The sequence below is a fragment of the Streptomyces sp. NBC_00016 genome, assembly GCF_045040885.1.
Taxonomy (GTDB): domain Bacteria; phylum Actinomycetota; class Actinomycetes; order Streptomycetales; family Streptomycetaceae; genus Streptomyces; species Streptomyces coriariae.
Genome location: NZ_CP108304.1, coordinates 6,137,959 through 6,155,892, shown reverse-complemented (window position 1 = coordinate 6,155,892; position 17,934 = coordinate 6,137,959). Strand labels below are relative to the sequence as shown.

The window sequence follows — 17,934 nt, the reverse complement described above, 5'->3', positions numbered from 1 at the left end:
CGCCCCTCACCCTCACCCCGGCCCCTCACCCGGCAGGGGCGCCCCCGGGCGGGCCGGAGCGCCGGAACCGCAGCGTCTCTCCCGCCGCGCCCGTTCGCCACAGGTCGTTGCACCCTTCCGCCATCTCCTCCAGGCCTTCCACGATCCGCCCCCAGACGATGCCGGGGACCCAGCCGACGTCGCCGTTGAGGAGCAGGTTGTTGCGTTCGTAGAAGAGGGCCAGGTCGACGACCGTGGTGCCGGGCCGGACCTCGCGGTCGTAGCCGTAGGCCCGGGTGCCGAGTTCCGCTCCCGCGAAGGAGAAATAGCAGAGATCTCCAGGGATGGGAGTGACGGTCGGGTTCTCCAGCGGTGGTTCGGATGTCGCGAAAGGCGGGAAAAGGGCATAGATCTCGTTACGTGCATATTTGGCGTGGTAGACGTCTCCGGCGAGCGGAAGGGAATCCCAGACGGCCGCGCAGGTGATCGGCGCACGATCGTCGAGCAGCTGCGCCGTGGCGGTGATTCCGCGCTTGACCAGCGAGACTTCGATGTATCGGTCAGCCATGCGTTCCATGGTCCACCCGCGGTCAAGGCGGCCTCGGTGACGACCGGGGCCGAAAGCGACCCGTGTAACTCGTATGAAGTCGGGTAGCGGCGCGCCTATGGCTCGACCACACGCACATCGATCAGGAACCGACAACGGCCGCCACGGAAGACTCAGCCGCCGCTCGCTGCTCGCCGGAGCGGCGCTGAGCGCGGCGGGGGGTCTCGGGGTGGTCGGCTGCAGCCGCGTCCCGGGAGACGGAAAGGTGCTGGGAGGCAGCCTCCTGGACACCTTGCGGGATCAGGGATCCGTGAAGATCGGCATCGCCAGTGAACCGCCCTTCGGCTATGTCGGAGACGACGGGCAGGCCACCGGAGAAGCACCCGCGATCGCGGAAGTGATCTTCAAGAAGCTCGGCATCGACGAGGTCAAGCCGGTGCCGGTGGACTTCGGTGCCCTCATACCCGGGCTGAAGGCCCGGCAGTTCGATGTGGTGTCGGCCGGGATGTACATCAATCCCCTGCGGTGCGAACAGGTGCTGTTCGCCGACCCGGACTACCTGATGCTGGACGCCTTCATCGTCAAGAAGGGCAATCCGCACGGCATCAAGACGTACGAGGACGTCAAGAAGAAGGGCCTCAAGCTGGCCTCCGGCAAGGCCTACGCCCAGATCGACTACGCCAAGGCCGCGGGCATCGCCGATGTGCTGGTCCTGCCGGACCAGGTGGCCGGGCTCGACGCGGTGGCGCAGGGCCGGGTGGACGCCTTCGCGGGCACCCGCATCACGGTCAAGTCGGCGGTGGCGGGTTCCGGACGCGTGTCGGCCACCGAGCCGTTCCAGCCCGTGGTCGACGGCAAGCCCGCCTACGGCGCGGGCGGATTCGCCTTCCGGCAGTCCGAGAAGAACTTCCGGGACGCGTTCAACAAGGAGCTGCTGAAGCTCAAGCAGGACGACTACAGGGAACTCCTGCGGATCGTCGGCCCCTTCGGCTTCGCCAAGGCCGACATGACGGACCTCACGGCGAAGGAGCTGTGCGGCTGATGATGACTTCCGAGTTCTTCACCACCTGGTTCCTGCCGGGGTTCTGGGTCACGGTCCAGGTGACGGTGCTCTCCGCGGCCCTCGGCGCCGCCATCTCGTTCGGCATCGGTCTCGCCCGCGGGTCGCAGTTCTGGATCGTCCGCTTCCTCGCCGGGGCCTACTTCGAGGTCTTCCGTGGCATGTCGGCGCTGGTGCTGATGTTCTGGATGTTCTTCGCGCTGCCCCTCTTCGGCTGGCAGTTGGTACCCATGTGGGCCGGCGTCAGCGCGCTCGGCCTGACCTACGGCGCCTACGGCTCCGAGATCGTGCGCGGTTCGCTGGCCGCCGTCACGCCGGCTCAGAAGGAAGCGGGCATCGCGCTCAACTTCACCCGCCTGCAGCGGCTGCGCCTGATCGAACTGCCCCAGGCGTGGCCCGAGATGGTGCCGCCGTTCAACAACCTGCTGATCGAGCTGCTGAAGGGCACCGCCCTGGTGTCGGTCATCACCGTGGCCGACATGACGTTCGCCGGCAATCTGCTCCGGCTGGGCACCAACGAGACCACCCCGGTCTACACCCTGCTGCTGGTCCTCTACTTCGTTCTCGCCTTCCTCATCACCCGCGGTATGCGGCTGCTGGAGCGCAGGGCGAAGGCCGGCATCGGGCAACTGCCGGCGAAGAACGGCGGGACGACCAGGAAACTCGGCGCCCGCGGCGAAAGCCTGCAGGCCGGTTCGCAGTCCGCGGGAGGTATGGGATGAGCTGGGACTGGAACGTCGTGGACGACTTCATGCCGCGGTTCTGGGACGGCGTGCTCGTCACCCTGCAAGCCCTGGCCATCGGCACCCTGATCGCCTTCGCGCTGGGTCTGGTGTGGGCGCTGGCACAGCGGTCCGCGCAGGCCTGGGTGCGCTGGCCGGTCGTGGCCGTCACGGAGTTCATCCGCAACACTCCGCTGCTGGTGCAGCTCTTCTTCCTCTTCTACGTGGTCCCCAACTTCGGCCCGTCGATGTCGCCGCTCACCACCGGCATCGTCGGCCTCGGACTGCACTACTCCACCTACACCGCGGAGGTCTACCGCGCGGGCATCGACGGCGTCCCGGCCGGTCAGTGGGAGGCGGCCACGGCGCTGAGCCTGTCCAAGGGGCGCACCTGGCGGGCGGTGATCCTTCCGCAGGCGATCCGCCGCGTCGTCCCGCCACTGGGCAACTACGTCGTCGCCATGCTCAAGGACTCCCCGATGATCGCGACCATCGGGGCCTTCGACATGCTCGGCGAGGCCCAGGCCTTCAGCAACGAGACCTTCACCACCGAGGCGCTCACCGTCGTGGGCGTGGCCTTCATCGTCATCGCCTACCCCGCCTCCCTCCTGATCCGAGCCCTGGAGCGACGCCTTGTCCGCTGACACCAATCCCGCAGAGAACACCGAACTCCTCGCCAATCCGCCGGTGGACGGCAGTGAACTGATCCGGTTCGACAAGGTCACCAAGCGCTTCGGCGACAACACCGTCCTCGACCGGCTCGACTTCTCCGTCGACTCCGGCAAGCACGTCACGCTGATCGGCCCGTCGGGATCCGGCAAGACGACGATCCTGCGGCTGCTGATGACCCTGACCGAGCCCGACGAGGGCACGATCAGGGTGGGCGGCGACTACCTGACCCACGAGGAGCGGAACGGGAAGCTGGTCCGGGCCGGCGAGAAGCACATCCGCGAGGTCCGCAAGAACATCGGGATGGTCTTCCAGCAGTTCAATCTCTTCCCGAACATGAAGGTGCTGCGCAACATCACCGAGGCTCCGGTCACCGTCCTCGGCCTGTCCAAGGACGAGGCCGAGCAGCGGGCCCGCGACCTGCTCGAACTGGTGGGCCTGACGGAGCACATCGACAAGTACCCGACCCAGTTGTCCGGCGGCCAGCAGCAGCGGGTGGCGATCGCCCGGGCGCTGGCGATGCGACCGCAGGTCCTCCTGCTGGACGAGGTGACCTCCGCGCTGGACCCGGAGCTGGTGGTCGGCGTCCTGGACGTACTGCGGGACATCGCCCGCACCACCGACATCACGATGCTCTGCGTGACCCACGAGATGAGCTTCGCCCGGGACATCTCGGACCAGGTCCTGATGTTCGACTCGGGTCGTGTCATCGAGTCGGGCCCGCCGGAGAAGATCTTCAGCGAACCGGAACAGGAGCGGACGCGGGAGTTCCTCAGCGCCGTGCTGTGAGGCTCAGGGGCGGGCGCCACCCCGAGTGGCGCCCCTCCCTCTCCCCCGGCAACCCGAATCACCTGGTGCGTGTAATCCCCACGCCCGGACCCAAGCATGCTGCTGGCATATGCCACTGGAGCAATCCCCTTGCCGCAAGGGGGTAATCCCCTCAACACCCCTCCCCACGAGCCCGTTGCCGGATATCGTGGAGGGTGATTCGCTGCCAGGATCAGGGATCACGGCCATGAGGCGACCAGGGGGGAAACCGTGGCGCTGAAGCACGAGCCGACCGTGCCGTACCACTCGGCCCAGGAAGCGTTGCGCGTCCTGGAGACGGTGGCGCGGCACTCCACCGGTGTCACCGACGACGAACTCGCCCGTCAGACCGGACTCACCCCGGAGCGGCTGACCGCGCTCCTGCGCATGCTGCGCCGCGAGGGCTACGTCGAGCAGATCGCCGACGGGGCGTACGTCACGGGCGACGCCCTGACCCGCCTGGGCTCCGCGCACCATCGCGAGCAGGCCCTGCGCGACCAGCTCCAGCACACCCTCGACCGGCTCCGTGACTCCGTCGGCGCCGCCGTCTACATCAGCCGGTACGTCGACGGCGAGGTCACGATCACCCAGTACGCCGACGGCCCGGCCACACCGTCCGTCAACGAGTGGGTCGACTTCCGCTCCTCCGCGCACGCCACCGCGCTCGGCAAGAGCCTGCTGGGCCAGCTCGACCACAACGGCCGGCGCGACCACCTCTCCCGGCACAAGATGGCCCGGCTCACCTCGCGCACCATCACCAGCGACAAGCTGCTGCTCTCCCGCCTGGAGGCCCAGCCGCCCACCGTCCCGACGCTCGACCTCCAGGAGTACGCGATCGGCACGGTCTGCGCGGCCGTCCCGATCACCGCCGGCTCCATGGCGGGCTGTCTCGCCCTCTCCCTGCCCGTCGAGCACGCCCACCGGCTCCGCCAGGCCGCCGAGACCCTGAACAGGAACGCGGCACCGGTACTGCTGTCGCTCGCGATCTGACGCCCGTCCGACCCGTGGCCCGACGGGTGCTCCCGGCATGGTCCGGAGCACCCCCGCGGACCGGGTAGTATTTTATCCGTCGTCAGCCGCCGAAGGCGGAGGACGGGAGTCATGCGCCGCTAGCTCAGTTGGTTAGAGCAGCTGACTCTTAATCAGCGGGTCCGGGGTTCGAGTCCCTGGCGGCGCACCGATGAAGGGCCTCTCGTGGACACGAGGGGCCCTTCGGCGTTCCCCCCGGTCCCCATGCTTTCGACGTCTGCCGTCGTCAGCCGTCGGTACGTCGCCCTGCCCGGCGGCCGCCACCACACCGGATCGGCGCACCGGACCCCCTCCCGCCGCAGCAGCGCCCGGTGGATCTTGTTCGTGGCGGTGACGGGCATCCGCTCCAGGACCCGTACGAACCGGGGCGCCATCTTCGTCCCCAGATCGGGCTGGGCGAGCAGGAACTCGGCGAAACCGAGCGGATCGAAGGACCCGGCCAGCGCCGCCATCACCTGGTCCCCGGTCACCGGATCCGGCACCGCGTAGACGGCCACGGCGGCCGCCCCCTCGTACCGGGCGAGGATGTTCTCGATCATCGCGGCGGCCAGGTTCTCGCTGTCGACGCGGAGCCGGTCGTCGGTGCGGCCCGCGAAGTAGAGAAAGCCGTCGCGGTCGCGGTAGAAGAGGTCGCCGGTCCAGTACTCCCCGTCGGTCCGGCGCCGCTCCGCCTCGGCCGACGGGTTGCGCCAGTAGCCCTCGAAGGGGTTGGGGCCCCGGTTGACCAGCTCGCCGATCGCCTCTTCGCCGTTCAGCAGCCGACCTGCCGGGTCGAGAACGGCCGGCGGACACTCGGCACGGGTCTCCCGGTCGAGGACGACGAGACCGGGCGCCGCCCGCCCGACCGCCCCCGCCGGAGTCCCCGGCGACCACTGCACGGCCGCCCCGCCCTCCGAGGAGCCGTACCCCTCCACCAGCCGCACCCCGAACCGTCGCTCGAAGGCCGCCGCGTCCACCGCCCCCGCCTCGGTGCCGAAACCGATCCGCAGGGTGTGGTCCCGGTCGTCCGGGCGCGGCTCGGTGGCCAGGACGTACTGGATAGCCCGGCCCACGTAGGTGAAGTACGTCGCCCGGTAGCGCCGTACGTCCGCCAGGAACCCGGACGCCGAGAACCGCCGCCGCAGCGCCACCCCGGCCCCGGCCGCCAGCGCGGGCGCCCAGTCGGCGATCACCGCGTTGCCGTGGAACATCGGCATGCAGACGTAGTGCACGTCGTCCCGCCGCACGGAGAACTGTCCGGCCAGCGAGCGCCCCGCGGCGGCCAGCCGGCCCTGGGTGCAGATCGCGGCCTTGGGCGCGCCGGTCGAGCCGGAGGTGAAGTAGAGGAGGAGCCGGTCCGCGGGGCCGGCCCGGGAGGCGTCGGGGCGGGCGTCCGCGTACGGGGCGAGCAGGTCGTCGTACTCCGGGGTGCCGGTGATCAGCAGGCGGACCCCGGGCAGGTCGAGGCCCCTGAGAAGGGGGAGGTGGGTGTGCTCGGTGATCAGCAGCCCGCACTCGGTGTGCAGGATGTCCCGGGCCAGTTCGGGCCCCCGCCGGGTGGGGTTGATCCCGGCGACGGCCGCGCCGGCGAGGGCGGCGGCCGACAGCCAGAGCGGGAACTCCGGGGTGTTGTCCAGCAGGACCCCGACATGGGGCGGACCGCCCGACGGCAGCAGGTCGGCCATCAGCGCCGCACGGGCGGCGGCACCGGCGGCGACCTGATGGTGGGTCAGGACGGTACTCCCGGCGCTCCCGGTACTCCCGGTGTCCTCTGGGTTCCCGGTGTCCTCTGGGATCCCGGGGTTCTGGCACCACAGCCCGGGACGGTGGTCGCCCCACCGGGCCGCTACGAGTTCGGCGACGGACTCCATGGCGGCGCACGGTAGTTGACGCACCGTCAGATGTGGAGGGCTACGGCATGAAGTCGTCGGCCTCGGCGAACATCCAGTGGGCGGTGACCATGAAGAAGACGCAGAAGGCGATGGCCACGCCGAGGAAGAGCAGCAGACAGCCCGACTCGGCGAGCAGTCTGCCGCGGGCGGGCGCCTTGGCCGTGGCCTCCTCGGGGTGGTCGGCCGCGTAGTGGACGGTGACGATGTCGCCCTCGATCGTCGTCCCCGGGCCGTGCGCCTCCTCGAAGCGGACGGCCCGGCCCTCGCGGGTGGTGAACTCGTAGACGTGGTGCAGGGTCGTGCTGACCATGGTGTCGCCGCCGCCGCTGGTCGTCGTGTACGACCGCAGACAGCGCGCCTGCGCGGTGAGGCCGCCGTTCCAGGCCCGGGCGACCCGCCGGGAGCGACGGACCAGCCCGAACACGCCGAACAGCAGGCCGGCGATCATGATCGACGGCACGAGGTAGAAGAAGGCTTCCATGAGCTCCCCCGGGGTCCAGGCGCCGGCCTGGTCGTGCCAGCGTGCAGGGAACGTACCCGCGCGCGGACCCGGGGGAGCTCAAGCCATGCTCAGAACGTGACGTCGGAGCAGGCGTAGAACGCGTTGGTCGTGTCGGCGACCGTCCACACCGCGACGATCACGTGACGTCCGCTGAGCCCGGACGGCAGCGTGCCGCTGTGCGAGAGGGTGGACGGGGGCCGCTGACCGCCGTAGGGCACGGTCAGGAACGGGGTGAGGTTGAGGTCGGAGCGGGCCAGGTTGTGGTTCTGGTTCCAGCCCTGCTTGGTGACGTAGTACTTGAAGTCGGTCGTGGCGTGCATGGCGGTGAACTGCCACCGGAAGGTGTAGCTCTGACCGCCGGTCACCTTGGTGGCCGGCCACGCCGCGCCCGAGGGGGTCTTCGGGCTGTCGAGCTGGGCGAAGCGGGTGTTGTTCGCGGAGCAGATCCTTCCGTCGGCCGCGCCGGACGCCGGGAAGCCCTTCGGGCCCTCGACGCTCTGCGGCTCCCACTGGATGTCACCGCAGTTGGGAACGGAGCCGTTCTGGCAGAGCTTCTGCCGGCTGATGGGGAGGTCGGTGTAGCCGTGGCCGCTCGCACCCCCGGCGGTGAGCACGAAGGCTCCCGCCGTGGTGAGTCCGAGCGCGGCGGCGTACCACTTGGTCTTTTTGCGCATGCTGCCGCTCCTGGAGAACGTGGGGAGTTCGGTGAGGAGTTCAGTGAGCTCATGCGTGCAGGTCTAGACCAAGTTCGAGATTATTGCCGTTTCTTGGCTGTGTCCATATCAAAGACGTGTCCGGCCCCCGTCACGGCCGCCCGCGTCAAGGCCGCCCGTCACGGCCCCTGTTCCCCGCGCCCCGAGCAGAAGGCGACGGTCAGGTCCTTCACCAGCGCCTTGCGTTCGTAGTCGTCGAGTTCCACGAGTCCGCGCATGGTCAGCCGGGTCACCGTGTCCTCCACCGAGTCCACGACCGAGGTCAGCACGCTCGCCCGGTGCTGGGCGTCGAGCGCGGCGATCCGGCGGCGGTGCATCGCGGCGGCGACCTCGGGGGCGTACTCGATCCGCAGCGGCCGCACCGAGAACACCTCCAGTCCGATCGCGCCCGCGTCCTGCGCGACCCGCCGGGTCAGCACCTCCCCCGCCGCCTCCACCGAACCGCGTCCCGCGCCCGGCGTCTCCACCGGGATCCGGGCCAGGGCCGCCTCGACGCACTCGCGCAGATACGTCTCGTGGTCCTCCACGCCGAGCGTGGCCCGCGCGGTGTCCCGCACCCGCCACACCACGAGCGTCACCACCCGCAGCGCGACCCCGCTGCCGTCGGCGGCGGGCAGCGGCTCGCTGCGCCAGTGCCGCAGCCGTACGTCCACCCGGCGGCGCAGCAGCAGCGGGTTGACCCACAGCAGGCCGGTGCGCCGCACGGTCCCCCGGTAGCGGCCGAACAGACCGAGCACCCAGGCCCGTCCGGTCCGCCCGCGGGCCAGACCGCCGAAGCCGAACAGCCCCAGGGCGCCCGCCCCCGCGTACGCCGCCCACTGCGCCGGACCGAGCCCGGCGCCCGCGAACTCCGGCAGCCGCAGCACCTGCGCCGCGTGCGACGGCAGCACCCCGGCCCACCAGGAGGCGGCCACACAGCCGGCCGCCCCGCACATGCCGGCGAACACGCCCGCCGCGCCGGGCAGCACCCGGGCCGGCCGTTCCACCAGGTCCGGGTCGACCTGCGCCACCGGGCGGGGCTTGGCCGGCGTCGGCCGGCGCAGTCGCGGCTGCTCGCCGGTGCCCGCCCGGCTGCCCACCACGGCCGCGCCGAGCGGCACGGGCCGCGGTTCGGGCTCGTCCCGGAACAGCAGATGGACGGGGATCTCGGTGGTCACCTCGTTCTGGATGAGCCGAGTGGGTCTGGACGGTCCCTCGGACTCGGGTGTCGGTGAAGTGGTCGTGTTCATTGCGTGCCTCCAGCCTCCGCGCCAGATACGCCATGACAGTGAGATGGATCAAGGGATCAGAGAGGGATCAGAGAGGGATCAGAGAGGGATCAGGAAAGTGAGCGGGCCCCGGCAGTCCCGAGCGGGTGGCGTGCGGCGCCCGCGCCGGGCTACGAGAAGAGCCGCCGCCAGGTCTCCGGGCCCGGGTAGCCGTCCGCCGCGCCGCCCCGCCAGCCCTGGGCGCGCTGGAAGGCCTCGACCCCTCGCCGGTCCGCCTCGCCCCAGTGCGGTCCGGGCCCCGTCGTGTAGTACTTGCCGAACCCCTTCTTCACCAGCCGCCTCCCCAGCTGCGTGACGTACGCGTTCTGCGCGCCCGGCCGGAACATGCCCCGGCCGGGGTACGCGGGGACGCGTGGGGACGCGGGCGCGCCGGCCGCCCCGGTCGCGGGATACCCGCCGATCCCGCCACCCGAGCCGGAGCCCTGGCCGATGCCGGTCGTCGGGGGCTGTCCGGGGGCGATGTCCCTGCCCCGGCCGGAGATCAGCAGGGCCCAGGTGCTCGGGCCGGGGATGCCGTCGGCGTCGGCGCCGCGCCAGCCCTGGGCCTGTTGGAAGGCCACGGTGGCCCAGCCGTCGGACGCCGACCACCTCGGGCCCGGGCCCGAGGCGTAGAAACGTGCGCCGCCGCGCTCGACGAGGAGCCGGCCGAGCCGGGTGACGTACGGGTTGTTCGCACCCGGTCCGAAGGCCGCCCGCCCCGGGAACGGCATCGTCGTCGCGGTACCCCCGGCGCCGGGCCTGTTCCCGCCGCCGGTGCTCAAGCCGACCTGCTCCCCGACGCCGGGAGCGACCGCCGTGAGGCCCTTGTAGCGGTAGGGCACGTAGCGGTCGGAATTGCTCCAGTAGGCGTAGGGAGTGGTCTGCCGGCGCGTGGTCGGGCGGGTCTGCTCGTAGACGAGGTAGTAGCTGTGCGTGTAGTCCGTCCAGCCGCCGAAAATGACGACGTGCGAGCCTTTCTCGGGGTCGGACGGATTGTGGAACAGCAGAATGTCGCCGGGCTGGAGCTCCTCCTTGGTAATCCGTGTCCCGTACTGGTGGAGACTGCCCGTCCACTCGTTGCCGGGCAGGTTCCAGGCCTTGGACACGAAGCCGGAGCAGTCCTGCCGGTAACCGTCGTACCAGTAGCTGCTCATGCTGTACGGGACCTCTGCCGAAACCCATTCCTTGGCCCGTCTGATGATGTCCGCCCGGGTCGTCGGGGGCGTTTTCACCGGTCCCGCCAGTCCCCCCGGCCGGGCCGGCTGCCCGGCCGGGCCGTGCAGCGGCGCCTTGCCGCCCTGCGGGGTCTCGGGCTCGTCACCTGCGGGTACGCCGGGCCGGTCGGAGGTCTGCGGGGCCGCGAGGGCGGGCACCGCGTGGGCGGCGCCGAGCGCCGCGGCCGTCGCCGTGGCGACGACCACGACACGATGGGCGGCCGGGTGACCGCCGAACCGGGCAGGCGGGGAATTCGACCCCACCCGCCGCCGGGATACGCATCCGGGACACTCGCAGTCGCTCTCGGGATCGAATTCCTCGAATACCGGAGAGCCCATGCGATTCCCCTCACACTCCAGCTGGAAATGTCCGCGACTGTGCACGTTCGCCAGTTTCTCAACTGTCTTCCCGACGCGCATGCTGACGGTCCGAATGATGTACGCGACACCCGCCCGGCCCAGTGCCGCGGCGGACCGGCGGCCGGGTGGTCCGGGGCACCCCCCGAGGTCCTGTAGAGTTATCCCGTCAGCAGGCGCCGCTAGCTCAGTTGGTTAGAGCAGCTGACTCTTAATCAGCGGGTCCGGGGTTCGAGTCCCTGGCGGCGCACAGACACCGAAGGCCCCTCGCGAAAGCGAGGGGCCTTCGTTCGTATGCGCACCAGTACGGGCCGTGACCGGCGAATCGGCTACTCGACCAGATGGCGGTGGGCCTTGCTCCAGGCGATGCGGCGGTCGAGTTCGGTCAGGAGCCCGTCGGCGGCCCAGGTGGCCTGGGGCTCGTGGCCCTGCTCGGCCAGGCGGCGCACAAGGTCGGCATTGGCCCGCTGCCCGGCGATGACGGCGTCGACGACGCCCACGGTCGAGTCGAGGCCGTACGCACCGCAGAACTGCTCCAGCCGCAGACGGCGGTCGGGCGGTGCCGGGTAGCGCAACCAGCGCAGGCACTCGGCATCGTCGCGGAACGGGGCGACGTACTCCAGCGCGTAGGCCACGTCGTGCAGGCGTGGTGCCGGGCGGGCGAAGTCCCAGTCGATGATTCCCACGGGCCGGTCACCCTGCCAGACGACGTTCCAGGGACCGAAGTCTCCATGGCAGACGACCTCGTCGTCGCGCGGGCTGCCCGCGCCCATGGCCCAGGTCGCGCCCGGCGGAGGAGAGAAGCCCTCGCAGGCATCGTGACAGTCGCGCAACAGCAGGGCGAAGTTCCTCAGGCCCTGGCCGTCCACGACCTTGGCCCAACCGTGAGGTCCGGACTCACCCTCGATGTAGGTGAGGACCTCACGCCCCTTGTCGTCGATTCCCAGCGGTCGCGGCGCACCGGCAAAGCCCACCTTCTCCAGGTGCGACAGCAACGCGTGGATGGTGGGCGTCCACGGCTGGACGGGCCTGCGGACGGTGTCCCCGATCCGCACCACCCGGCGATGGGCACCGTCCTGCATCACTTCCTCACCCGACACTCGCCACACGCTACCCAGCAACTCGGGAGAACGGAATTGACCCGTCTGTCCCGGAACTCCCCTTGTGAGCACCTGACATGGGACCCGTGACTCCCACGAGAGTGCCGGAAAGCGGTCGTCACCGCCGTCCACGGGGTAGAGGAACCCCACAGCCTCCCGCGCCGGTCGCCGGGCTACTCCCGCAGCCCGGGCGCGCGCGGTCGAGGACCTGCCCGGTCGGCGGTTTCGGGGGAGCGGGCCGTCGACCGGGCCAGGTGACGTCGGATCAGACGCCCGTGCCCGTCAGATACGCCGACACGATCACGTTCGCCGTGTAGCTGCGGCTCACCCGGTCGAAGGTGCCGCCGCAGGTGATCAGGCGCAGTTCGGCGCGGTCCGGCTGCCGGGGGCCGTAGGCCTGGCGGGCGTCGAAGCGGTCGCGCTGGACCACCTCGACGTCGTCGACGGTGAACTCGGCGACCTTCCCGTCGTCGCGGACCACCCGTACCGTCTCGCCGGCCTTGAGCGTGCTGAGCTTGTAGAAGACGGCGGGCCTGGTCTCGGTGTCGACGTGCCCGACCAGCAGGGCCGTGCCCCGGGCACCGGGTTTCGCGCCGGCGGCGTACCAGCCGACGACGCCCGCCTGGTCGAAGGGCGGCGGGTCGATGCCCCCGTCGGTGTCCAGCCCGCGGGCGACGACCGGCGCCTGCACGCCCAGGTCGGGGATGTCGATGCGTTGCGGCAGCGCCTGCCCCAACGGCTTCGCGGCGGGCGGCAGTTCGGCATCCGGCGGGCGACCCACCGCGGCCATGTCACCGGTGGCCGGGGCGGATGTGCCGTGCCGTACGTCGGTCACCTCGCGCCCCCACAGCCACAGCCCGAGCAGCAGTACCACCCAGGCCAGGCCGGTGAGGAAGCGGCCGGAAGAGCGTTCGCGGTCGGACATGCTCAATCCGTCCTGCGTCTCCGGTGCACCCCGCGGAAGACGACGGCGGCCGCGGCGACACCCGCGAGCACCAGCCCGACGACCGCCTGCGCGGTACCGGGACCATGGCCCTCCGCCTGGGCCTCGTCGGCGGCGGCGAGCGGGGCGAGGGCGGCGGTACCGCCGCCGCCGGCGTGCACCGGGGCGACGGGAGAGGCGGGCGTGGACGGCCCGTACGGCTCCGACGACCCGAAGTCCGACGACCCCGACGGCTCCGACGTCCGCGAGGAGTCGGCGGACGGGGCGACGACCTTGACACGGCCCTTCACCTTGAAGTCGACGCAGGTGATCTGTACGTCGTAGGTGCCCGCCCCGATCGAGGAGCGGACCCGGGTGTCGCCGACGAGCGTGCCGCCCGCGCCGGCGAGCTGCGCGTCCGCGACGAAGGCGGTCGAGGCCGCGGTCGCCGTTCGGCCGCCGCAGCCGCTGACCGTCAGAGTGATCTCGGCGCCGGGTGCGGGCGTGGACGGTGTGATCGAGACGCTGCCGCCTCTGTCCCCGCTGCCTTCGCCCGAGGCGTACGCCGTCGGGATGAGCACCGCGGCGACGGCCGCGACACCCGCACAGAGAGTGATTTTCAGAGAACCCATCGTGAACCTCCAGCTAGATGGAGACTCCCCCGCCGGGACCCGGCGCGCATCCCCGGGCGGGACATCACTGCTCCGTACGGGTGGCTCACACCGTGTTACGGGTTTCGGAGCTGCGGGTTTCAGATGCGGTCGACGAGATCCGCGATCGAGTCCACGACCTTCGACGGGCGGTACGGGAAGTTCTCGACCTGCTCGGGCCGGGTCAGCCCGGTGAGCACCAGAAATGTCTGCATGCCGGCCTCCATGCCCGCGAGGACGTCGGTGTCCATGCGGTCGCCGATCATCGCGCTGTTCTCGGAGTGGGCGCCGATGGCGTTCAGACCGGTGCGCATCATCAGCGGGTTCGGCTTGCCCGCGAAGTACGGGTGCTTGCCGGTCGCCTTGGTGATCAGCGCGGCGACGGCTCCGGTGGCCGGCAGCGCGCCCTCGGCGGAGGGGCCGGTCTCGTCCGGGTTGGTGCAGATGAAACGGGCGCCGTCGTTGATGAGCCGGACGGCCTTCGTCATCGCCTCGAACGAGTAGGTGCGGGTCTCGCCGAGGACGACGTAGTCGGGTTCGTGGTCGGTGAGGATGTACCCGATGTCGTGCAGAGCCGTGGTCAGACCGGCCTCGCCGATGACGTACGCCGTGCCCTCGGGCCGCTGGTCGTCCAGGAACTGGGCGGTGGCCAGCGCGGAGGTCCAGATGTTCTCGATCGGCACGTCCAGGCCCATGCGGCGCAGCCGGGCGTGCAGGTCGCGCGGGGTGTAGATCGAGTTGTTGGTCAGGACCAGGAACGGCTTGCCCGAATCGCGGAGCTTCTTGAGGAAGGCGTCGGCGCCGGGGATCGGTACGCCCTCGTGGATGAGCACACCGTCCATGTCGGTGAGCCACGACTCGATGGGCTTGCGGTCTGCCATGTGCGGGATCTCCCTGCCGTACGCGAACGCGAGTACGCGGTGGCCGCGCCTGTACGCGGTGCTGCGCCAGCACGCGGTTACCGCGTGCGCCCCAGCCTAAGCACAGGCCCGATCTTGAGGGAATGGCCGGTGGTGAGGCGTCCACCGGCTGGGATGCGGCCGCGCTTCAACGGCGCCGCCGGGCCAGCCGGCGGGCCAGCAGCAGGGCCGTCCCGGCGGCGAGAAGACAGGCGGTGGCGCCGACGAGGACGGCGGGTGAGCTGAGGCCGGTGCGGGCGAGTTCCTCGGCCTCGTCGGCGAGGGAGAGCCGGCCGGTGTCCGCGGCGGAGGCGTCCGGTGCGGGAGTGGCGGAGGAGGTCGCGGTGGCGGTGGCGGTGGGGGCGTGAGTCGGAGCGGGGGTGGGGGCGGCCGGGTCCAGGCCGGGGGCGGTGTCGGGGTCGGCATCGGGGTCAGGGTCGGCGTCGGCGTCAGGAGCGGTGCCGGGGCCGGAGCCGGCCTCGACGGCGAAGCGGTAGTCGTTCGACTGTCCGATCCAGTCGCCGTCGTCACCGTGCCGCTGGACGACCGCCGCGTTGGCGGTGATGTCGTTGGGCGCGGTGTCCGAGGTGAGGGCGAGGCGCAGCTTGACGGTGAGGGTCCGGCCGGGGCCCACGGTGAAACCGCGAAAGCCGCCGACACCGTCGGCCCGCCCGTCGGCCTCTCCGGCGGTGGGGCCGCCGGTGGGCCCGTCGGTGAAGGCTCCGACCAGTTCGTCCTCGTCGGTGGGTTCGAAGTGGACCGGGTGCGGTTGTCCGTCGGCGTAGAACTCCAGGCGTGCCTGGGACGGCTTCAGGGTGCGCCCGGTGTCGACCAGGACGACGACCGGGTGGATCCCGTCGCAGGTGAGGCGGGTGGTGTTGGTGAGGTCGAGATACCAGATGCCGTAACCACCCCCGGCCCGGTAGGAGTCCGGGCCCCCGTGCAGCCGGGTGGTGAGGGGGAAGTCCGTGCCGTCGGGACCGGCGCAACTCGGGCCGGCCACCGCCTGGGCGGGCGCGGGGAGGAGGGCGGCGGCCACGGCGAGGCAGAGGGAGACAGGCGGGCACAGTCGCATGAACACGTGAGCCTGCACGAGGGAACGCCCCGAGCAGGAACGGCACACCGTACGACCGTACGAATCCCCTCATTCGGCGGAGGCGGCTCCGATCGGTCAGCTCAGCCGTCCCGCCGTCCGAACACCGGACCCAGCAGCAGCTGTGCCGCGCCCTCCGCGACGGCTCGGGGTCCGCCGGGAGCGAGGCGTACCGGTACGGCGCCCTCGCGTGAGCCCTCGCGGCGCGCATGGGCGTCGAGGACGACGGCGACCCCCCGGACGAAGGGCTCCGGTGCGGCCATGATGGTGCGCCCGCCGAGCAGGACGGCGTCGATGTCGAGCAGGCCGGCCAGGTTCGCGGCGCCCTCGCCGAGCACCCGCGCCGCCTCGGCCAGGTCCCCCCGGCCGATGGCCGCGAGGCACAGCGCCTCGACGCAGCCCCGGTTGCCGCAGGGGCAGGGCGGCCCGTCCAGCTGGATGACCTGGTGTCCGAACTCCCCCGCGCCGGTGCGCGCCCCCCGGTGCACGGTCCCGCCGATCACCAGACCGGCGCCGAGGCCCGTCCCGAGGTACAGACAGGCGAAGGAGCCGCGTTCGCCGCCGACGGCGAGGCCGAGCGCGGCGGCGTTGGTGTCCTTGTCGACCACCACCGGCACGCCGAGCCGGGCCGCCAGCACGTCCCGCAACGGGAAACCGTCCCACTCGGGAAAGCCCGTGACCCGGTGCAGCACCCCGCGCGTATGATCGAGCGGACCCGGGAGCGCCACCCCGACGCCGAGCGGAGCCGAGAGGGCGCCGCTCCCGAGGGCCTCCGACAGGACCTCCGTCACCTCGCCGAGCAGCGCTTCCAGGACCGCCTCCGCCCCCGCGCCCAGGGACAGCGGGGCGCGCCGCTCGCCCACCACTCGTCCGTCGAGGTCGACCAGCACCACCCTCAGTTCGTCCCGGTCGAGGTGGACGCCGACCGCGTGACCGGCCTCGGGGACCAGCCGCAGGACCGTGCGCGGCTTGCCGCCGGTGGACGCGCGCCGGCCGGCGTCCGTCGCCAGTCCCTCCTCCCGCAGCCGGGCGGTGATCTTGCTGACCGCCTGTGGGGTGAGACCGGCGCGTTCGGCGAGCTCCAGCCGGCTGATGCCCTCGGGCCCGGCTGTGCGCAGCAGGTCGAGCACGAGCGCGGCGTTGTGGCTGCGCAGGGCCAGCAGGTTCACGCCCGCGGCCCGGCGCGTCACGGCATCCGCCGGACGCTCCGGCGCGCGGTCGGTTTCCGGACCCGGCTCATGGTCCGGCGGGAGTCCCCATGCGGACCCCGCGCCGGACCCCGTCGCGGGCTCCGCCCCGGACTCCGGCGGGCGGTCCGTGTCGCCTCCGTCGTTCGTCCTCTTCACCCTGCCATTGTCCCTCGCGCTTGCACTTTGGCAACAGCGTTGCCAAAGTGGTTGGCATGAATGGACGCACGACTGACGACACCGGCTCCGAAACAGGCCTCGACACCGGCACCGGATCCGGCACCCACCCGGCCGTCGCCCCGCTCCGCGTGGGCCTGATCGGCTACGGCCTCGCGGGCTCCGTGTTCCACGCCCCGCTGATCGCCGCGACCGAGGGCCTCGCCCTCGACACGGTGGTCACCTCGAACCCCGAGCGGCAGGAACAGGCCCGCGCCGAGTTCCCGGACGTACGCGTCGCCGCCACCCCCGACGACCTCCTCGCCCGGGCCGACGAGCTGGACCTGGTCGTCATCGCGTCCCCGAACAAGACGCACGTCCCGCTCGCGACCGCCGCGCTGAAGGCCGGGCTGCCGGTCGTCGTCGACAAGCCGGTCGCCGGTACCGCGGCCGAGGCGCGCGAGCTGGCCGCCCTCGCCGAGGAGCGCGGCCTGCTGCTCTCCGTCTTCCAGAACCGCCGCTGGGACAACGACTTCCTGACCCTCCGCAAGCTGCTCGCCGAAGGCGAACTGGGCGACGTATGGCGCTTCGAGTCCCGCTTCGAGCGGTGGCGGCCGCTGCCGAAGGGCGGCTGGCGGGAGTCCGGCGACCCCGCAGAGATCGGAGGTCTCCTCTACGACCTCGGCAGTCACCTCGTCGATCAGGCGCTGGTGCTGTTCGGCCCGGTGGTCTCCGTCTACGCCGAGGCGGACGTCCGCCGGCCCGGCGCGGAGACCGACGACGACACCTTCATCGCCCTGACGCACGCGAGCGGCGTCCGCTCCCACCTCTACGCCTCGGCGACGACGTCCCAGCTCGGCCCGCGTTTCCGGGCGCTGGGCTCGAAGGCGGGCTATGTGAAGTACGGCCTGGATCCGCAGGAGGCGGCCCTGCGGGAGGGCGCGCGGCCGGACGGCACCCCCGGCTGGGGCACCGAGCCGGCGGAGCTGTGGGGCCGCGTCGGCGCCGGGGAGTCCCCGCTGACCGGCGGCGGACGACCCGAACAGACCCTCCCCGGCGACTACCCGGCCTACTACGCTGCGGTGGCCAGGGCACTGATCGACGGCGGACCCAATCCGGTGACCGCCGCCGAGGCGGCCGCCGCCCTGGACGTACTGGAGGCGGCCCGCCGTTCGGCACGAGACAAGGTGGCGGTGACGCTGTAATGGGA

The 17,934-nt window shown here is 71.5% G+C and carries 18 protein-coding genes and 2 tRNA genes; 8 read left to right on the top strand and 12 right to left on the bottom strand.

The annotated features are described in order from the left end of the window. Positions 1-25: 25 nt before the first annotated feature. Positions 26-547, bottom strand: coding sequence for a DUF3830 family protein (locus OG933_RS27330; RefSeq protein ID WP_054240171.1), 522 nt, complete (start codon positions 545-547; stop codon positions 26-28). 97 nt (positions 548-644) lie between these two features. On the opposite strand from OG933_RS27330, the gene ehuB reads away from it, so the two are divergent. The 6 genes from ehuB (at position 645) to OG933_RS27300 (ending at position 4,961) form a co-directional block, all read left to right on the top strand. Continuing rightward, the gene (gene ehuB / locus OG933_RS27325; RefSeq protein WP_362522535.1) at positions 645-1,568 is read left to right on the top strand and encodes an ectoine/hydroxyectoine ABC transporter substrate-binding protein EhuB; all 924 of its coding nucleotides are present in this window, start codon (positions 645-647) and stop codon (positions 1,566-1,568) included. Beyond that, entirely contained in the window at positions 1,568-2,308 is a 741-nt protein-coding gene (gene ehuC, locus OG933_RS27320) for an ectoine/hydroxyectoine ABC transporter permease subunit EhuC (RefSeq protein ID WP_405629274.1), read from the top strand. The genes ehuB and ehuC overlap by 1 nt, the downstream gene beginning before the upstream one ends. Then, a complete protein-coding gene (ehuD, locus tag OG933_RS27315) occupies positions 2,305-2,952 on the top strand; it encodes an ectoine/hydroxyectoine ABC transporter permease subunit EhuD (RefSeq protein WP_020132278.1) in 648 nt (215 codons plus the stop codon). Before ehuC ends, ehuD begins: the two co-directional genes overlap by 4 nt. Continuing rightward, on the top strand, positions 2,942-3,766 hold the full coding sequence (gene ehuA, locus OG933_RS27310) for an ectoine/hydroxyectoine ABC transporter ATP-binding protein EhuA (RefSeq protein ID WP_200839698.1): 825 nt from the start codon (positions 2,942-2,944) through the stop codon (positions 3,764-3,766). The genes ehuD and ehuA overlap by 11 nt, the downstream gene beginning before the upstream one ends. Before the next feature lie 249 nt (positions 3,767-4,015). Beyond that, complete coding sequence (locus tag OG933_RS27305; RefSeq protein WP_362522537.1) at positions 4,016-4,774, top strand: IclR family transcriptional regulator C-terminal domain-containing protein; 759 nt, start codon at positions 4,016-4,018, stop codon at positions 4,772-4,774. A gap of 113 nt (positions 4,775-4,887) precedes the next feature. Beyond that, positions 4,888-4,961 (top strand) — tRNA-Lys (locus tag OG933_RS27300). Here OG933_RS27300 and OG933_RS27295 read toward each other — a convergent pair. From OG933_RS27295 to OG933_RS27275, 5 genes are all read right to left on the bottom strand, one after another. After that, positions 4,927-6,663 (bottom strand): AMP-binding protein, encoded by a 1,737-nt coding sequence (locus tag OG933_RS27295; RefSeq protein ID WP_405629272.1) that lies wholly within the window; start codon positions 6,661-6,663, stop codon positions 4,927-4,929. The two genes, OG933_RS27300 and OG933_RS27295, sit on opposite strands and share 35 nt — an antisense overlap. Before the next feature lie 40 nt (positions 6,664-6,703). Then, positions 6,704-7,165 carry a DUF3592 domain-containing protein gene (locus OG933_RS27290; RefSeq protein WP_405629270.1) on the bottom strand — a complete coding sequence of 154 codons (462 nt, stop codon included), beginning with the start codon at positions 7,163-7,165 and terminating at the stop codon, positions 6,704-6,706. An 89-nt stretch (positions 7,166-7,254) separates the two neighbouring features. Then, on the bottom strand, positions 7,255-7,860 hold the full coding sequence (locus OG933_RS27285; protein WP_362522540.1) for a lytic polysaccharide monooxygenase: 606 nt from the start codon (positions 7,858-7,860) through the stop codon (positions 7,255-7,257). A gap of 158 nt (positions 7,861-8,018) precedes the next feature. Continuing rightward, positions 8,019-9,128 carry an SPFH domain-containing protein gene (locus tag OG933_RS27280; RefSeq protein ID WP_405629269.1) on the bottom strand — a complete coding sequence of 370 codons (1,110 nt, stop codon included), beginning with the start codon at positions 9,126-9,128 and terminating at the stop codon, positions 8,019-8,021. Between the two features lie 149 nt (positions 9,129-9,277). Then, the gene (locus OG933_RS27275; protein ID WP_362522542.1) at positions 9,278-10,699 is read right to left on the bottom strand and encodes a peptidoglycan-binding protein; all 1,422 of its coding nucleotides are present in this window, start codon (positions 10,697-10,699) and stop codon (positions 9,278-9,280) included. 194 nt (positions 10,700-10,893) lie between these two features. On the opposite strand from OG933_RS27275, the gene OG933_RS27270 reads away from it, so the two are divergent. Then, positions 10,894-10,967, top strand: a tRNA-Lys gene (locus tag OG933_RS27270). Positions 10,968-11,046: 79 nt separating this feature from the next. Here the strand turns inward: OG933_RS27270 and OG933_RS27265 are convergent. From OG933_RS27265 to OG933_RS27240, 6 genes are all read right to left on the bottom strand, one after another. Then, a complete protein-coding gene (locus OG933_RS27265) occupies positions 11,047-11,817 on the bottom strand; it encodes an aminoglycoside phosphotransferase family protein (RefSeq protein ID WP_405629268.1) in 771 nt (256 codons plus the stop codon). A gap of 265 nt (positions 11,818-12,082) precedes the next feature. Beyond that, a complete protein-coding gene (locus tag OG933_RS27260) occupies positions 12,083-12,742 on the bottom strand; it encodes a class F sortase (protein ID WP_362522544.1) in 660 nt (219 codons plus the stop codon). Positions 12,743-12,744: 2 nt separating this feature from the next. Then, entirely contained in the window at positions 12,745-13,371 is a 627-nt protein-coding gene (locus OG933_RS27255; RefSeq protein ID WP_405629267.1) for a hypothetical protein, read from the bottom strand. A gap of 119 nt (positions 13,372-13,490) precedes the next feature. Further along, positions 13,491-14,270 (bottom strand): HAD-IIA family hydrolase, encoded by a 780-nt coding sequence (locus OG933_RS27250; protein ID WP_054240181.1) that lies wholly within the window; start codon positions 14,268-14,270, stop codon positions 13,491-13,493. Between the two features lie 166 nt (positions 14,271-14,436). Further along, positions 14,437-15,363, bottom strand: a complete 927-nt coding sequence (locus OG933_RS27245) for a hypothetical protein (protein ID WP_405633535.1) — start codon at positions 15,361-15,363, stop codon at positions 14,437-14,439. Between the two features lie 101 nt (positions 15,364-15,464). Next, positions 15,465-16,727, bottom strand: a complete 1,263-nt coding sequence (locus tag OG933_RS27240) for an ROK family protein (RefSeq protein ID WP_405629266.1) — start codon at positions 16,725-16,727, stop codon at positions 15,465-15,467. Between the two features lie 56 nt (positions 16,728-16,783). Here OG933_RS27240 and OG933_RS27235 point away from each other — a divergent pair, with 56 nt between their 5' ends. Then, on the top strand, positions 16,784-17,929 hold the full coding sequence (locus OG933_RS27235; protein ID WP_362522546.1) for a Gfo/Idh/MocA family oxidoreductase: 1,146 nt from the start codon (positions 16,784-16,786) through the stop codon (positions 17,927-17,929). Positions 17,930-17,934 lie beyond the last annotated feature (5 nt).

Excerpts from the sequence above, each read along its gene's own strand:
- OG933_RS27330 (WP_054240171.1), bottom strand. The coding sequence starts at position 547 with ATGGCTGACCGATACATCGAAGTCTCGCTGGTCAAGCGCGGAATCACC.
- OG933_RS27285 (WP_362522540.1), bottom strand. The coding sequence starts at position 7,860 with ATGCGCAAAAAGACCAAGTGGTACGCCGCCGCGCTCGGACTCACCACG.
- OG933_RS27250 (WP_054240181.1), bottom strand. The coding sequence starts at position 14,270 with ATGGCAGACCGCAAGCCCATCGAGTCGTGGCTCACCGACATGGACGGT.
- OG933_RS27260 (WP_362522544.1), bottom strand. The coding sequence starts at position 12,742 with ATGTCCGACCGCGAACGCTCTTCCGGCCGCTTCCTCACCGGCCTGGCC.
- OG933_RS27295 (WP_405629272.1), bottom strand. The coding sequence starts at position 6,663 with ATGGAGTCCGTCGCCGAACTCGTAGCGGCCCGGTGGGGCGACCACCGT.
- OG933_RS27255 (WP_405629267.1), bottom strand. The coding sequence starts at position 13,371 with ATGGGTTCTCTGAAAATCACTCTCTGTGCGGGTGTCGCGGCCGTCGCC.
- ehuC (WP_405629274.1), top strand. The coding sequence starts at position 1,568 with ATGATGACTTCCGAGTTCTTCACCACCTGGTTCCTGCCGGGGTTCTGG.
- OG933_RS27290 (WP_405629270.1), bottom strand. The coding sequence starts at position 7,165 with ATGGAAGCCTTCTTCTACCTCGTGCCGTCGATCATGATCGCCGGCCTG.
- OG933_RS27235 (WP_362522546.1), top strand. The coding sequence starts at position 16,784 with ATGAATGGACGCACGACTGACGACACCGGCTCCGAAACAGGCCTCGAC.
- OG933_RS27275 (WP_362522542.1), bottom strand. The coding sequence starts at position 10,699 with ATGGGCTCTCCGGTATTCGAGGAATTCGATCCCGAGAGCGACTGCGAG.
- OG933_RS27245 (WP_405633535.1), bottom strand. The coding sequence starts at position 15,363 with ATGCGACTGTGCCCGCCTGTCTCCCTCTGCCTCGCCGTGGCCGCCGCC.
- ehuB (WP_362522535.1), top strand. The coding sequence starts at position 645 with ATGGCTCGACCACACGCACATCGATCAGGAACCGACAACGGCCGCCAC.
- ehuD (WP_020132278.1), top strand. The coding sequence starts at position 2,305 with ATGAGCTGGGACTGGAACGTCGTGGACGACTTCATGCCGCGGTTCTGG.
- OG933_RS27280 (WP_405629269.1), bottom strand. The coding sequence starts at position 9,128 with ATGAACACGACCACTTCACCGACACCCGAGTCCGAGGGACCGTCCAGA.